At 33.8% G+C, this 16722-nt stretch carries 9 protein-coding genes and 1 tRNA gene; 3 read left to right on the forward strand and 7 right to left on the reverse strand.

Annotation, left to right across the window (positions count from 1 at the left end):
- The first annotated feature begins 10 nt into the window (after positions 1-10).
- Both ACNFU2_RS08425 and ACNFU2_RS08430 read left to right on the forward strand, forming a co-directional pair.
- Complete coding sequence (locus ACNFU2_RS08425; RefSeq protein ID WP_172279588.1) at positions 11-1852, forward strand: lysophospholipid acyltransferase family protein; 1842 nt, start codon at positions 11-13, stop codon at positions 1850-1852.
- A 109-nt stretch (positions 1853-1961) separates the two neighbouring features.
- A tRNA-Phe gene (locus tag ACNFU2_RS08430) sits at positions 1962-2034 on the forward strand.
- 249 nt (positions 2035-2283) lie between these two features.
- Here the strand turns inward: ACNFU2_RS08430 and ACNFU2_RS08435 are convergent.
- The 5 genes from ACNFU2_RS08435 to ACNFU2_RS08455 form a co-directional block, all read right to left on the reverse strand.
- Entirely contained in the window at positions 2284-3345 is a 1062-nt protein-coding gene (locus ACNFU2_RS08435; protein ID WP_273648685.1) for an aldose epimerase family protein, read from the reverse strand.
- A 4-nt stretch (positions 3346-3349) separates the two neighbouring features.
- Complete coding sequence (locus ACNFU2_RS08440; protein WP_306613798.1) at positions 3350-4633, reverse strand: galactokinase; 1284 nt, start codon at positions 4631-4633, stop codon at positions 3350-3352.
- A 49-nt stretch (positions 4634-4682) separates the two neighbouring features.
- Complete coding sequence (locus ACNFU2_RS08445; protein ID WP_306613800.1) at positions 4683-5732, reverse strand: UDP-glucose--hexose-1-phosphate uridylyltransferase; 1050 nt, start codon at positions 5730-5732, stop codon at positions 4683-4685.
- Between the two features lie 16 nt (positions 5733-5748).
- Positions 5749-7632: a beta-galactosidase gene (locus ACNFU2_RS08450; RefSeq protein ID WP_273648691.1), complete on the reverse strand. Its 1884-nt coding sequence runs from the start codon at positions 7630-7632 to the stop codon at positions 5749-5751.
- Positions 7633-7918: 286 nt separating this feature from the next.
- Entirely contained in the window at positions 7919-9646 is a 1728-nt protein-coding gene (locus tag ACNFU2_RS08455; protein WP_418124638.1) for a sodium:solute symporter family transporter, read from the reverse strand.
- Positions 9647-9891: 245 nt separating this feature from the next.
- Between ACNFU2_RS08455 and ACNFU2_RS08460 the strand changes: the two genes are divergently transcribed.
- A complete protein-coding gene (locus ACNFU2_RS08460; protein ID WP_172279598.1) occupies positions 9892-10890 on the forward strand; it encodes a GntR family transcriptional regulator in 999 nt (332 codons plus the stop codon).
- Between the two features lie 208 nt (positions 10891-11098).
- Here ACNFU2_RS08460 and ACNFU2_RS08465 read toward each other — a convergent pair whose 3' ends face one another.
- Complete coding sequence (locus tag ACNFU2_RS08465) at positions 11099-14911, reverse strand: TIM-barrel domain-containing protein (protein ID WP_306613804.1); 3813 nt, start codon at positions 14909-14911, stop codon at positions 11099-11101.
- Positions 14912-15057: 146 nt separating this feature from the next.
- Complete coding sequence (locus ACNFU2_RS08470) at positions 15058-16710, reverse strand: RagB/SusD family nutrient uptake outer membrane protein (protein ID WP_306613806.1); 1653 nt, start codon at positions 16708-16710, stop codon at positions 15058-15060.
- Between the last annotated feature and the right edge of the window lie 12 nt (positions 16711-16722).

The following is a 16722-nucleotide window of genomic DNA, read 5'->3' on the forward strand; positions in this document are numbered from 1 at the left end:
CTAAACACATATGAGCTTAATTTCGAAAAACGATTTAATCCAGGCTTCCGGCTTAAGTAAAATAGGGTTCCTAAAGAATCCTGTGGCATCTGCTATCATGAGCGTTGCTAAAATAAATGAAGTCAATAAACTATATGATAAACTAAAAGACAAGGAAGGTAAAGACTTTTTCGATTCATTTGTGAGGGAAAGAAACTTAAGCTATATTGCTTTTGAAGAAGATTTGGCTAAAATTCCCAAAACAGGTCCATTTATTTTGGTATCCAATCATCCTCTTGGAGCAATTGATGGGATATTGATGTGTAAAATATTAACAGAAGTGCGTCCGGATTTCAAAGTAATGGGTAATTTTCTACTGGAGAAAATAAAACCAATGGAACCGTATGTAATTTCTGTAAATCCATTTGAAAACAGAAAAGGTGCTTACAGCAGCTCTTCCGGAATGCGTGAAACTTTAAAACATCTTGAAAACGGAGGATGTGTAGGTATTTTTCCAGCTGGTGAGGTTTCCAATAAAAACAATCCTTATAGTGAGATTTTGGATAAGGAATGGGAAAAGCCCGCTCTAAAACTGATCAAAATGGCAAAAGTACCGGTTGTGCCCATGTATTTTCATGCAAAAAACAGTACTTTATTTTATCAGGTTGCAAAGATCCATGCTAATTTACAAACCCTGATGTTACCATCAGAAATGATGAATGACAGGGAAAAACCTATCCGTATCAGGATCGGTAAACCGATTGCGGTAAAGGCTATGGATGAAATGGAGACCATCGAAGAGTTGGGTGAGTTTTTAAAGCGTAAGGTTTATATGATGAAATCTTACTACGAAAAGAGAAAATCATTAGCGCAGGTTATCAACCTGCAAAACCTATCATTAAAATTCCCTTTACTTAAAGAAGAAAATATTGTACAGAATATTATTGATGAAACTCCCAAAGAAAATATTCTTTCTGACATCAATAAGCTGAGAGGTACGGATAAAATGCTTTTCAGTAATGGCAATTACGAAATCTATTTTACAACCTATGAAGAAATTCCTTCCGTAATGAGGGAAATAGGCAGACAAAGGGAACTTACATTCCGTGCTGTAGGAGAAGGCAGCAATCTCCCTTTTGATCTTGATGAATACGATAAACATTATCACCATCTTTTTCTTTGGGACAATACGGCAGAGACACTTGTCGGAGCTTACAGGATGGCTTTGGGTAAAGATGTCATGAAAAAATATGGCATCAAAGGATTCTATACCAGTTCACTTTTTGAATTTGAACAGGATATCCATCCGTTCTTCAAAAAGGTTATTGAAATGGGGAGAGCCTATATCTGCCAGGAATATCAACAGAAACCTCTTCCACTTTTTTTATTGTGGCGGGGAATTGTTCATGTATGCCTGAGAAATTCTGATCATAAGTTCCTGATGGGTGGCGTGAGTATTTCCAATAAATTCTCCGAATTTTCAAAGTCTTTAATGATTGAGTTCATGCGCTCAAATTATTATGACGGAGCCGTTGCCCAATACATTACTCCGAGAAACGAATACAAGGTAAAGCTTAGAGACCGTGACAAAAATATCTTTTTCGAGGAGATGGAATCCGATCTTAATAAGCTTGACAAAATCATTGATGATCTTGAACCGGAATTAAGATTGCCTGTTCTGATCAAAAAATACATAAAGCAAAACGCAAAAGTAATCGCATTCAATGTGGATCCAAACTTCAATGATGCTATTGATGGACTTATGTATATTCGAATCAGTGATCTTCCGGAAAGCACGATTAAGCCGGTATTGGAAGAAATGAGTGAACAAATCAGAAAAGAGCAGGAAAATAATCCGGCTGAGAATCAGTAGGTTTTTGTTATTGACAGAAAAAAAACGTCTTAATACTTGCGTCATATACTAAAACTTACTACTTTTGCATCACTTTAAAACAACGAAGTAAGACAAACAAAAATATAATGGTTTCTTAGCTCAGTTGGTAGAGCAATGGATTGAAAATCCATGTGTCCCTGGTTCGATTCCTGGAGAAACCACAAACCACCTTTTATAAGGTGGTTTTTGTTTTTATCTAATGCTCAGTTTTTAGTATTCTGAAGTATATCGTTTTCCCCTATAATAAATCCTTCCAGAAACAAAGGGGAAATTTTACTGATTTCATATCTTGAGCAAAATATGCATTAAGATTAAGCTTGTAAAGTTTGAATAGAAGGTTTTGAAGTGTTGCTCTTGAAACCAGTAAGCTTCCCAAAAAATCCATCAACCCATTTTGAATATAAATCTAATTATTTGGTGTCAATAATTGAGAATTTGTAAATAGTTGAATGTTTATATACACTTCTAGGAGTTAGTACTGGTGATGGAAAATGAGATTGATTAATTGCGTCGGGAAAGTTTTGCGTTTCCAAACAAAACGACTCTCTTTCCTGATATATGTGATCCTCTTTTCCTTTTTCGTTTTTTATCCAATTGGCAGTATATAATTGTAAGCCCGTCATAGTGGTAAATACCTCCATTTTTCTACCCGACCCTGGCTCTATAGCGGTAGCTACTAAATCTAAACTATATATACCGTGTTTTAAAACAAAATTATGATCATATCCACTAGCAATAGCAAGTTGATCGTGATCACTATTAATTCTGTCTCCAATACATGTCAGGGAGGTAAAATCAAACGGGGTATTTTTTACAGTTAAGATCTCACCCGTTGGTTCATGATTTTTTGTAAGAGGAGTGTAAAAATCAGCCTCGATCTGCAATTGGTGGTTATTTATTGTTCCACTACCTTCTCCTGCCAAATTAAAATAAGAGTGATTCACAAGGCTGAGTATAGTTTCCTGATCTGTTGTTCCTGTATAATCTAATCGTAATTCATTATTTTCATTAATAGAATAGGTTACTGTTACAGTTACTGTACCCGGATAACCCTCTTCCCCGTCAGGAGAAGTATATTGAAAGGTCACTTTTGAGACAGAAGTCTTTTTAACATCCCATATTTTCTTATCAAAACCAATCAAACCACCGTGCAAATGATTACTCCCATCGTTAACTGTTAATGAGTATTTTTTTCTGTTTAATGTAAATTTTCCTTTTTTGATACGATTAGCATATCGACCACAAATAGCTCCTTGATAAAGTTTATTATTATCAATATATTCTTGTGCCGTATCATATCCTTGTACCACATCTGTCAATTTCCCCTCTTTATCTTTAACATTAATACTAACTATGATTGCACCATAATTAGTTATCTGTACAATCATCCCATTCTTATTTTTCAAAGTGAATAATTGTACTTTCTGATTATTGTGAACTGTATTAAAAGCCACTTCACTGATGATACCCATTATTTCAAAAATCTAATTTGACGGCTCCTTTTTGCCTAATAAATAAAGGATGGCAAGAACCAGCACCAAATAAATGATTTAAAGTTGTAATGTATCTTTCAAGCAAATATTCAGGAACAAAAGCTTGTATGGTTCCTGCGAATCCTCCTCCATGCACACGCCAAGCTCCAGTACCTTTTAATACTACTTCGCTATATGCCAATCCCAATGAAACTGCTTGTTCTTTTATGTTACTTGATACATAAACATTTTGATTGTACATATATGAACTATGCCCAGAATCTATTACCAATTGTAAAAATTTTTTAAAATCATTCTTCTCTAATGCCATTACTTCATCTACTACCCGGTCATTTTCGCATTCAAAATGAATTGCTCTTAAAATAGCCCGATCTCCCACTTTCTGACGGATCGAAGGTGCAATATCCATTACTTTTTCCAAAGTAGTTTCTCTCAGCACACCGCATCCTAAATGGGTTGCAACGTCTTTCATCTCTTTAGGTAAAACAGCATATTCATTATTCAAATTGGTATGATCCCCTCGGGAATCTGTAATTACTAAAGAAAAGCCGGTAGATTCAAAATCAAAATCTACTTTTTTAACAATAGGATTTGCTATATCAGCAAAATCAATGGATACCAATCCTCCTACCGAACAAGCTACCTGATCCATTAATCCACAAGGTTTTCCAAAGAAAACATTTTCTGCATATTGTCCTACACGAGCATTTAAGATGGGATCTAATTTACCTTCGTTAAATAAATGACTAACAATTACCCCGATTAATACTTCAAATGATGCAGACGAACTTAATCCGGAACCTTTAGGAACACATCCATCAATTACGGCATCGAATCCTCCTATTCCATATCCCAATTCCTTTAATCGAGCATTAATTCCGCGAACAAGAGCATCTGGAGTTAAAAATTCATTTTCGTTGGGAGCAAGATGATTTAAATCTACTTCAAATGATTGATAGCCTGAAGATTCAATCCGGATTATATTTGAATTATTTTTAGCTGCAATGGCAATATTATCTAAGTTTACCGCACCCGCTAATACGCGACCATGATTATGGTCTGTATGATTACCTCCAATTTCGGTTCTTCCCGGTGCGCTGAAAACAGAAATCTCTTTATCCCCAAAAACTTCTTTGAAACGGGACAATGTTTTGGTATACCGGACTGCTTGCTGATGTAATAATTCTGAATTCCGCCCATATAATTCTCTAAAAAGGGGGATATTACCATCTTTAATTATAGAATAAATATATTTAATATTTGACATTTTATTTGTATCCAATTTATAAAACAGTCTATTTTTATTAAGAGCTATTTTATTTAATTTTATAATGAATTGTTGAACTTTTTTTAAGAATGTCTGCGCTTTGTTCCGGAGTAATATCTCTTTGTGCTTCTGCCAGCATTTCATATCCTACCATAAATTTCTTCACACTAGCTGAGCGAAGTAAAGGGGGATAAAAATGCATATGAAAATGCCATTCCTCATGTGATTCTAGATCTGTAGGTGCCTGATGTATTCCGGCAGAATAAGGGAAGGAAGTAGAGAAAATATTATCGTATTTCACAGTTAAATCTTTCAATATTTGAGCAAATAAAACTTGATCTTCATGTGAAAAAGCCAGTAGGCTATTTAAAGGCATTTTACTAATAATCATTGTTTCAAATGGCCACGTTGCCCAAAATGGAACCAAGGCCACAAAAGCTTCATTTTCTAATATAATTCGCTCATTAATTCCTATTTCCCTTTGAAGATAATCAGACAGAAGGGTTGTTCCATGTTTATCATAATAGTTTTTCAAATTTTGTTGTGTTCTAGCTACCTGGGAAGGAATAGATAACTGTGCCCAAATCTGCCCATGAGGATGAGGATTACTACAGCCCATAATTGCCCCTTTATTTTCAAAAATCTGAACATGATTAATGTAATCTAGCCTTCCCAGATTCTGATATTCTTCTTTCCAGACAGACACAACGTTTGTAATTGCTTCTACAGACATTTCAGGAAGAGTCAATGAATGGTCATGTGAAAAGCAAATTACACGATTAATTCCTCTTTCAGGTTCAGTTTTAAATAATTCATCCTCGGTTTTATCAAAGGTTACTCCTTCGCTCAATAAAGCTCCAAAATCATTATCAAATACATACACACCCTCATACTGGGGATTTTGGACTCCGTTAACTCTTGAATTTCCCGGGCATAAATAACATTCGGGGTCATATTGATTTTGAACGTTTGGCAATGGTTCTTCCTGTTGTCCTTGCCATGGCCGCTTTGCTCTTTGTGGTGATACTAAAACCCATTCATCCAATAAAGGATTATATCTTCTATGTGGATGATCTTTGCTGTTAAATGAACTACTCATATTGAGTTTCTTTATATCAGTTTAGCCCTTTTTCAGGGTTTAACTTGTCCAAAATAGGTTCGGTTAATGTATTTAATTCTTTATTAATTTTATTATTTTTCTGCTCAAAAATAATAATCTCATTATCACCATTTCTTAGATAACATCCTGGTAAATATAATGTCTGTTGTGGTCCTACTGACCAATACCTTCCTAAATTAATTCCATTAACAAATACAATTCCTTTTCCAAAAGGCCGCATATCCAAGAAAGTATCTCCCACTTTTGATACATTAAAATTTCCTTTGTAGATAGCTGGTCTATTCTCTTTTAGATCTGATTTTTGTTTTGCATCAATTACCGGAGCCTTTTCAAAAGGAAGTCCATACATCTCCCAATCTCCGGTGATTTTTCGGTCATTAATAAATGCAGGAGAAATAATTCCTTTTGTATTTTTATTAATAGCAGCTCCGTAGTTAATTCTTCCCATGTTTTCTACCAAAATGTCTAATTTTCCATTGAAGGGTATATTAACTTCACATTCATATTTTTTATAATAACGATTAAGCTCTCCAACTTTTTCTCCATTCACATAAACAATCGCATAATCTCTTAATCCATCAAGTTTTAAAGTTCCTTTAATTGGTTGATTAAAGTTTTTGCTGTACCAGACATAGCCATACCCCTGATTTAATTGCTCAAAAGTCAAAGGATCATCATTAATTACTGGCTTTACATTATTTTTTAAATTTTCTAAATCTATTGCCTGAGACAATTTAATACCCTGAATCTGAATGACTGGAATTTTTGCAGGAATAGGAGGCGTAGAAGAATTTTTTAATAATTCTCTTAATTTCAAATACTTTTCAGTCTCCCAACCTGCCTCAGTAATGGGAGCATCATAATCATAACTGGTCATACTCGGTTGTATGTCATGATCTTTATCGTAATTAGCTCCAGAGGTAAACCCAAAGTTAGTTCCTCCATGAACCATGTAAATATTAAAAGAAATATCGTTATTCATGAATTTTTCAATATGGCTTTTTACTCTTTCCGCGGCTTTACGAGGGAAAGGTTCTGCCCAATGATCTAACCACCCGGGATAGTATTCCGCTACCATAAAAGGACCTTCTCCGTTATGAAATTTCTTTACCTCTTTCTTAATATTTTCTGGATCTTCGTCTCCATTTGCAGTTGGCAAAGCGCCAGGTAAAGCACCTCCTTCAAATAGCCAGTCTCCATCTGAAGTAAAAAACTCCATTCCTTTGAAGCCAACTTCTTTTAATTGATCAAATACAGATGAACTATATTTTTTATGATCTTCCATTTTAATATCTTCCCGTTGACTAACGAAAGATCCAAATTCATTTTCTCCCTGCACCATTACAATAGGACCACCATTAACAATCAGATAAGGTTTTACCACCTTATAAAGTTCTGTGAAATATGCTTTTGTTGAATGTAAAAAAGGTGTATTGTATTCTCTAATTTTCATATCCTTGTCATTTTGCAAAAACCAAGGATAACCTCCGAATTCCCATTCTGCACACACATAAGGTCCCGGGCGAAGAATTACCATTAAGCCTTCTTCTTTTGCTATTTTTAAGAATTCAGGTAAGTTTCGATTCCCGGTTTGAAAATCCCATTTTCCAGGAGCTATTTCATGATAATTCCAAAATACGTATGTAGCTATTGTATTTAGTCCCATCGCTTTAACCATTTTTAAGCGGTGTCTCCAATAATCATGAGGAATTCTGGCATAATGAATTTCACCTGAATGCAATTTAACTGCCTGTCCGTTAAATTTAAATTCTCCATTCTCGATTTTGAAAGATTCATATTTAATAGGTTTCTGCTGTGCGCTGATCAAACTTGCCCCTACTAAGCACAAGGCTAAAATTATATTTTTAATAAGCTTCATCGTAATGTATTATAAATCTAGTTTAGTTAATAAAATAAATTTATAAATTTACCAGACACTACCATACTAGTTCCTACCGGTTTTTGTAGCTTTACTACCAGTTAAAATTTGGAAATATTTCGAAATAATTTGGGATTCAGTTCTACCCAAATACCAACAGATTATAAATTCCATTGAGCAAGGCTAAAGGATGAAAAACTATTTTCTATAAAAGTGTCTATGTGATAAATTATAGCAAAAAACCAACATTTCTCATTTTCCTCAAATACAAAACTCAAAATTTCTATTACCAAAAACGAACATATATAGCAGTTAGAAGTAATAAAATAATGACAATCAGAAATAATGTTCTATTGTCCACACTGAACATATTTTTGTCTGTGACAAAAGCCTTTGGATTTACTTTTGGTTCAAAAAAACTTAAGAGAATCATTACAACTGCAGTAATGAAAAATGACCAGCCCATATTGATAAGGAAAGGAATCTCTGTAATGGTTTTCACCACACCGTTTTCCAATTTTTCATAAGTGAATGCTGTATAAATCCATGTTTCTTTTCCAAACAGGCCAACTGCAAAGCTGTTAAAGAAAATAGATAATAAAAAACCAAGAATAACTCCAACTATAGCAGCGGTTCCGGTAGTTCTTTTCCAAAATATTCCTAAAATAAACATAGCAAATACACCCGGACTAATAAAGCCAGTATATTTTTGTATAAATGTGAAACCGCCTTCTCCACCGATTCCCAAAATATCTGTCCATGTAAATACCAAAGCAATAAGCATAGCCACTATAATTGCCCAACGTCCTGTTCTTACCATTTGCATTTCAGAGGTGTTGGTGTTTAAATATTTTTTATAAATATCTAAAGTGAAAATTGTAGATATACTATTTACTTTTCCAGCAAGTGATGCGACTATTGCAGCTGTTAAAGCAGCAACCGCAAGACCTTTAAGCCCAGATGGAAGCAACCCCAATATTGCAGAATAAGCACTATCTTTTACCCCATTAAAAATTGACAAATGACCTTTTGTATAGAGTACATAAGCTGCAATCCCAGGAAGTACAACAATTACAGGCATAAAAATTTTTAAAAACCCTGCAAATAAGATTCCTGTTCTTGCTGTTTTCAAATCTGCTCCTAATGCTCTTTGGGTAATGTATTGGTTACATCCCCAATAATTAAGTTGTACAATCCATTGTCCAGCAAAATACATCGCTAAGCCTGGCAAAACCACATATTTCTGCACCGCTAAATTTTCCGGCATTGATAAAGAAGTTGTTGTTATTTGTGGTTTATTTAGAATGAGTTTGAAATGTCCCGGAGCTTCTTTCAAAAGGGTATCTAAACCCGTTAAGGCATTTCCAATAGCAGCACCATTAATTCTTTGATCCACCACCTGTAATGCCATATAAACTGTAGCAAAACCACCAATAACAAGAACTGCTACTTGAATAACATCCGTGTAGCCAATGACTTTCATTCCCCCCAATCCAATAAACAAAGCCATTAGTAAAAGTGCAATCATGATGATATGCAGGTGGCCTCCACCAAGCAATGAATCAATAGCTACAGCTCCTAAATAAAGAATGGAAGTAAGATTAACAATTACATACAAAAATAGCCAAAAAACAGCCATAATAAGGGAAACAGACTTATTATATCGTGTTTCCAAAAACTGGGGCATCGTATAAATCTTATTTTTGAGATAAATCGGAATAAACCATACTGCAATAATGATTAGGGCAATTGCAGCCAGCCATTCGTAGACGGCAACAGCTACTCCTATGAAGAAGCCTTCTCCACTCATCCCAATAAATTGTTCTGCCGAAATATTAGATGCAATCAGGCTCGCTCCAATTGCCCACCACGTAAGTGAGCCTTCTGCAAGGAAATAATCTTTACTTCCTGTCGTTTTTGATTTCTTTCGCTTGTATATCCATAAGCCATATGCTGTTACAACCGAAAAATATATTAGAAATATAACAAAATCAAGAGTCGAAAGTTTTCCCACGCTTAAAAATTTTTATAGTAAGTTTATCATAGATTTGTACACTTTTTAGCACTTTTATATACTCTAAAGTATTTAATAATTTAGCGTCCCTAATAGATCATTTAAAATAAAATTGAATCTTTTTCAGAAAAATCACATAAAAGGAAACATTATCTTACCAAATATATAAATTTGGAAAACGCATCCATACTTGTTCCTACCAGTTTTTGTATATTCACCACTAGTTTTAAAAAATTGGAAATATTATGAAACTTATTAAAATAACTCCCGATTCGGTTATCCCTAAATACCAACAGATTATAAATTCCATTGAACAGGCTCTTGCTCAACAACTGCTAAAAAAAAATGACAAGCTACCTTCCATAAATAAAGTATGCATGGAATTTGGCATTTCTAGAGACACCGTTCTATATGCCTACGAAACATTGAAAAAGAGAGGAATAGTAAATGCCATTTTAGGTAAAGGGTACTACATAAAAAGTACTGATTGGGATTTTGAAGAGCGAATTTTTCTATTATTTGATGAGCTTAATGCTTTCAAGGAAACACTATATAATTCATTTTTGGAAGAGTTACAACAAAGATCTAATATCCATGTTTTTTTCCACTACTTCAATATAGATGTCTTCAAGAAATTAATCGAAGAAAATAATGGAAACTACACAAAGTACATAATTATGCCGGGCAATATGAATAATACGGCGCCCATTATTAAGATGCTTCCAAAGAAGGATGTTTATATATTAGATCAAACCAATTTACATTTAAGAGAATATTCATCAGTCTATCAGAATTTCGCAAAAGACATGTATAATGGTCTATCAAAAGCGAAAGCTTTGCTTAAAGCACACCAAAGACTGATTCTTATTTTTCCAGGAGAAAAAGAACCTATAGGTATGGTAGAAGGATTTACCAGTTTTTGTGAGCAGCATAAAAAGAAACATATCATTATCAATAATTTTACCGACGAGGAAATACTGGATGGAGATGTATTCATAATTCCTGATGATAAACACTTGGTAAATGTTATTAAACAATCTAAAAAGCAGAAGCTAAAGATTAAAAAGGATTTCGGAATTATCTCCTACAACGAAACGCCTCTTAAAGGTATTGTAGAAAGTGGTATTACTACAATTTCCACGGATTTTTGGCAAATGGGAAAGATCTTAGCAGAAATGATTCTTAATTCCAAACAAGAAAGGATCGAAAATGCGTCTGATCTAATTATCAGGAATTCCTTATAAATGATTTGAATTAATATTTTTTACCTGAAATTATTTAAAAAAAATACAAACAAAAGCTAAATAGGGCATCATTCTGAACGAATTTATGCTTGTTTTTGAAAAAAGGCTCAGATTCTAAAATCCAAGCCTTGACTTTTTAACTTACTCATATTGTGAGATGTTGTCAAAAAATGTAAATTCTTTCTTTTGCTTTTAAATAATTTCGTAATTAAAAGTTAATAGAGTTCAGTGTTTTATCAACAAGTAATCCTTTACTCGCTTTTATATTAAATGATCCGTTTCTTTTTGCTTTAAATTTAATAATGAATAAATCCGTTGTGCCTTCTAAAGGAAGTTTTTGTCCTACATTGACCAGCGTAGGATATAATACCTTTTCTTTGTTGGTATGCAGTCTGTCATAAGTCAGGTTTTCCATTTGTCCGATATTTAATGGGGTAATTCCTATATATTCCAAGTCTTCCTGTTTATATGGAATAGCGAAACTCAATGCATTTACAGATTGCAGATTACTACCTTTTACTACTACTTCAATGATATCATTCTTAGCATATTGTTGCTTTGAGGCAGAGGCTGTAATGCTACCTTGCAGTGGTTTCAATTCTTCATCATTTACTCCTCCATCTATTTTCGTAGCGACGTTAGAAATATCAAAGGCATCAATGAAACCATTTTTATTTATATCTCCGTTGCTAATATATCCTTCAAAATCAGAATCTCCTTTTCTCAAACCTGTATAATTAATATATGAAGTAAAATCATTCATATCAATTTTCTGATCATTGTTGATATCGCCGGGAAGCAAGCTTGAAGACCCTGGAACTTTGAATACATATAATTCGTTTCCACTTCCAAAGTTTTTGAAAGCATTGCTTACTACAATCTTCATAAATCGTGTAGTTGGATGTGTGGCGAAATCTAAAGATTTACTTTTGTTATTTCTATCCCATGTAAAAGAGCCAAGTTCTATCCAATCTTTTTTATTATCACTATACGAAATTTTACCATTCATCCATATTCCGTTGTAACCACTGTTTCTAGGAATATATTCTAATTTGCTTATGGTATTAATAGAACCTAAATCTAAAATTATCTCAAAAGGGACTTTGCTTTTTTCATAATCCGAGTGCCAGCCTGTGCTCATATCCTGATCAAAAAGATTCTCTAGCCCTTCTCCTTCCTGACTTGGAATTGTGGCTGTGGCTTTTATGCCTTTAATTACAAATTCATAAGGGTTTTTATTGGTTTGTGATGAAAAAGGAACCCAATCAGAAGTATTTGTTTTATTTACGGCTCTTAATTTGAAATCATATTTCATTTCAGGATCTAATCCTTCAAATAAGAAAGAGGTATCTTTTATATTACTGTATACCATATTATTATATAGTATTTCGTAATAATCAGCATTAGGAATTGTATTCCACGATGGTAATATAGAATATGCGGTGTTTGTATTTTCTGAAGTGATTGGTTTCAAAGCTTCTGCAAATGCTCCGGAATTCTTTTTTAGTTGATTAGAATTGATAAATTGGTAGTCTTTAATGACAAGCTCTACTTTGTTTTTGCTAACATCTGTGATTCCTGATTTTACCCACAATTGTGGATTTCGAGAAATCGAAACTTTTGAAAATTCAGAATCTTTTGTAGAAAAATTATTGAATTCAGGTTTACTATTGTAAAAATATACGTTTGTAGCATTATTGAATTCATCTAAAGTATTTACTATATTCAGTTTTATATTTTTACCTCCAATAGAAAGCTTTACACCGGATGGTTTCTTAGTAACATTGATTCTAAATTCTGTCATTTTTTCTTTTTCAAAGCCATTAAAGTTACCTTGAGTAGAAGAGATGCTTATTGTTGCAGTATTTTTTACAACATTACTTTCTATAAGGGTGCTTACAGATTCTTTTTTCATGTAATTTTCGGTTACGCCATCGTCATCATATTCTATAAAACTGGATTTGCCTGAAGGATATACCTCATAAATTCTTAATTTTTTATTGATTTGATGAATGTTGTTATTGGCATTTACCATCGGAATAATAGCACCTGGTTTCACAAATAGAGGGAGTTTCCAAATTGGGGCATCGAAATGATTTAAAACAATCCCTCCTTCATAAGTTTGCCCTGTAAAGTAATCAATCCAATTTCCTTTAGGAAGGTAAATATTATTTCTAATATCATTTCCTTCTTTATCCATTTTTGTAGCCTGATATACTGGAGCTACTAAGAAATAAGGTCCATACTGATACTGGTATTGAGTAGATTTTCCTAGGGTATATTCATTAGCTTCATCTAAAAACATTGCTCTGATCATTGGCAATCCTTCTACGGCTTCCTTCGCTATACTATAGCTATAAGGAAGCAGGCTGGATTTCATTTTTAAATAGTTCCTGTTAATAGAAGCAGCAGACTCACCCAAAGCATGGGGATACTTTTCGTTTGTTCCCCAGCCGTCCATGTTTAACTGCATAGGAGTAAAGGTCTTCCATTGGAAATCCCTTGTATTAACGATTGGGTTTTTCCCTCCAAAAATACCATCCATATCCGAAGTAATGTTAGGCTGGCCAGACAAACCAGAACCTATATAGGTAGGAATGTGGAATCTGATGTATTCCCACTCCCCTCCGGTTTGGTCTCCTGTCCAAATACCTGCATATCGTTGTGAACCAGCCCAGCCGTCTAACGAAATGATGAAAGGACGACTTCCGTTTCCATAGCGCGGCATTATTTGGGCTACATCTGAAATACCATTCAGTCCGAATGAATAGCCAGGACCTACCCAGGCAACATCCGTTTTTAGTACTCTTACACCTGCATCACCTACTTCCTTTATGATATCTCTCTGTAAAAGAGCATTTATACCATCTTTAGGGTGCAAATCTGATTGGGTCCATAACCCTATTTCTACGCCGTTTTTTCTGGCATAATTTCCGAGAGATTTTAAGTTAGCTATATTGCCATCCAAGGTTTCTGTCTGCCCGTATCCAGCACTGTAACCATCATTTGGCAATATCCACCCCAAAGGCATATCTGTATTTTTATAACGATCTATCACTGCTCTGGCAGAAAACTGATAGTTATTTTTTTCTCCATTTAAAGATTCTTTAACCCCTCCATTGTCTTTTTGGCTCTCTTTATATCTTTTTCCGTCTTCAAATAGGATTCCTTTATCATCTTCTTTCCAATAATCTCTATTGTAGGCATTAAGATGTCCTTCATAAAAACCAAATTTGGGTAAAAGTACAGGGTTTCCTGTGAGCTGGTAAAAATCATTCAACAAAGATTTAGGTTGATCATTTACCATAAAGAAAACATCCAGGTAATTAATCTCATGAGCCAGTTTCACTTCATTTTTATTTTGTTTACCGAAATCATAATATCCTTTTTTGAAAGTATGCCACATAAAACCATACCCATTTGTAGACCAATAATAAGGATTTGGAGATGCAACACCACCATCAGTCCAGTTATTTTGATTCACAATAAAGATGGTATTTCCTTTATGAGAAAATCGACCGTTTTGTACTCCGCCTCCATAGAAATATTCATCCTTTCCTTGAGATAAAGTAAGCACTGCTTCTTTAGAATTAAATTCAATGGGAGCAACAAAAGAAAATATCTCTTTATTAAGGCTCAAGTTGAATACTTTAAATAAAGAAGTTGCTTTTTCAATTTCTATTTTAATTTTACTGGTGGAAATAGAAACAGTGTGCGGTAAATTGTTGACAGCAATTGCTTTTACTTTTCTTCTGGGCTGATCTACCAAAATCTGAGCAGGAGGTATCGCTTCAGGATTTCTTACTTCTCCTCCTTTGGGATCGAAAAATAATCGAAAAATATTTTCTCCATAAAAATCTATTGTCATTTTTTTGTTATCAGAGAGCAAAACTTCTACTGAAGTTTCTCCTTTCTTAGAAACATTTTCAATTTTTTGAGCCTGAATTTTTCCAATGAAGAAAAAAAGAAAAGAGCTCAGTAGTAAAATCTTTTGAATTTTTGAATTTAAAACGGCATCCATTTACCTTGATTTATTTATTAATTACATTTTACACTACTCTAAGAAATAAGATCGATATAAGATAAAATTAACTGTAGCTTTCTGTGATATTAAGAGTTTCAAAAATAGTTTTTTATCAAGTAATAACTATAGTCATTTATATAAAATTAATATCCTTTTGCTGCTTGAGCTTCTTTTAGTTTCGGATTTAAATCCACAGCTTTTTGGGGATAAGGAAATCTGTAAAATCTATTATCCCAAACTCTTGTTGCAACCTGCGTATTAGTAATATCATAAACGGTTTTCATTACATTTGGGGCAATCTTCCATCTCCTGATATCATAAAATCTGTGGCCTTCATTTGCCAGTTCTATCCTTCTTTCATTTCTGATAATTTCTCTTAAGGTTTCTTTTGTCTGTGTGTTGCTAACCCCTACCATACCTGCTCTGCCTCTAATCTGATTTAATGCATCATAGATTGAAGGATCTGGACCAAAAAATTCATTTCTTGCTTCGGCATATATGAGTAATATCTCTGCATAACGGATAAGCATAAAATTGTTGCTCATATTTAAATTCTCGTCCAATGAGCCATAATCCGCCATTTTTTTATAATTATAGCCTATCTTGGACGTATTGTTTGCACCTTCATTCCATTTGAACAATGTACTTGTCCCAAAACCTTTTAAGTAAGACCAGGGTCCGTTTGGATGCATTATACTTGCATATAAACGGGTATCTCTGTTTTTAAATTCATCCAGATAGGCATTATTTGGGTTACCATGATTATAATTTGAAGCTCTTGTAGCATTAGAAGGAGGTGTAAATGCCGTTCCATCTTTGTTCCAATAGGCATTTACTAAATCAATTGTTGGTGTTACAGAACTCCATCCACTCTCTTCATTTGGCAATAAGAAAAGGGCCATGCTATTACTAAATACTCCTTTAGAGTCCGGTACAAATTGAGCTTCTAAAATTGATTCTTTGTTGCCATTATTTTTAGCCCAGAACAATGCTTGATAATTGCTCAATCCTCTATAAAAATTATCTTTATCTGTTGCAGAGGTAAAGGTAACAAAGCTATCATAATTTGTACTTGTGTCTACTAAAGTTGTAGTGAAAAGATTATAAGTACCGGAATTAATTACTGATTGAGCAGCTTCATAAGCTTCTTTATATTTTCCTGTGTATAAATATATCCTTGCCTTAAATGCTAATACTGCTCCTTTTGTTATTCTGCCTTTATCTTGGCCGGAAGGGTAGGCAGTTGGTAAATCATTTTCTATAGCATTTAATTCACTGATTACAAAATTATCAATTTGAGTTTCAGAAATAGGAGTTAGAGTGGATCCATCCAATTCACCTGATTTTTGTACGAGTGGAAGAGCTCCAAAACGTTGTGATAAATCAAAATAATTAAAAGCTCTTATAAATCTGGCTTCTGCTTTATATCTACCAGCTAAATTTTTGTCCATTGGGATCCCATCAATTTTTTCCAAAAAAGTATTTACTCTTCTAATTGTAGTAAAATCATATCCGAAATCTATAGAAGGAAGTATGTTTCCCGCAGAAGCATCTACTGCAGTTGTTTCCCAGGGATATTGAGCAAATGAATTATCGGTAAAACTATCGTTATATAAATTGCTGTAAGCGGCATCAGAAAAATATTTGTAAATACCATTTAATGCCATGGTTGCGTCTTTTTCCGTCTTCCAAAATGTTTCTTCCGATACTTTATCTTCTGGAAACCTATCTAAATTACAAGAACTAGTCACTATAGCCAGGGAAGCTGATAGTAATATAATTTTTATCTTTTTCATTTTCAGATGTTT

The organism is Chryseobacterium sp. PTM-20240506 (assembly GCF_048296755.1).
GTDB classification, from domain to species: domain Bacteria; phylum Bacteroidota; class Bacteroidia; order Flavobacteriales; family Weeksellaceae; genus Chryseobacterium; species Chryseobacterium proteolyticum.

Coding starts and splice junctions, on each gene's coding strand:
- ACNFU2_RS08425 (WP_172279588.1), top strand. CDS start 11: ATGAGCTTAATTTCGAAAAACGATTTAATCCAGGCTTCCGGCTTAAGT.
- ACNFU2_RS08435 (WP_273648685.1), bottom strand. CDS start 3,345: ATGGGTATCATCAGTGAAGTGGCTTTTAATACAGTTCACAATAATCAG.
- ACNFU2_RS08440 (WP_306613798.1), bottom strand. CDS start 4,633: ATGTCAAATATTAAATATATTTATTCTATAATTAAAGATGGTAATATC.
- ACNFU2_RS08445 (WP_306613800.1), bottom strand. CDS start 5,732: ATGAGTAGTTCATTTAACAGCAAAGATCATCCACATAGAAGATATAAT.
- ACNFU2_RS08450 (WP_273648691.1), bottom strand. CDS start 7,632: ATGAAGCTTATTAAAAATATAATTTTAGCCTTGTGCTTAGTAGGGGCA.
- ACNFU2_RS08460 (WP_172279598.1), top strand. CDS start 9,892: ATGAAACTTATTAAAATAACTCCCGATTCGGTTATCCCTAAATACCAA.
- ACNFU2_RS08465 (WP_306613804.1), bottom strand. CDS start 14,911: ATGGATGCCGTTTTAAATTCAAAAATTCAAAAGATTTTACTACTGAGC.
- ACNFU2_RS08470 (WP_306613806.1), bottom strand. CDS start 16,710: ATGAAAAAGATAAAAATTATATTACTATCAGCTTCCCTGGCTATAGTG.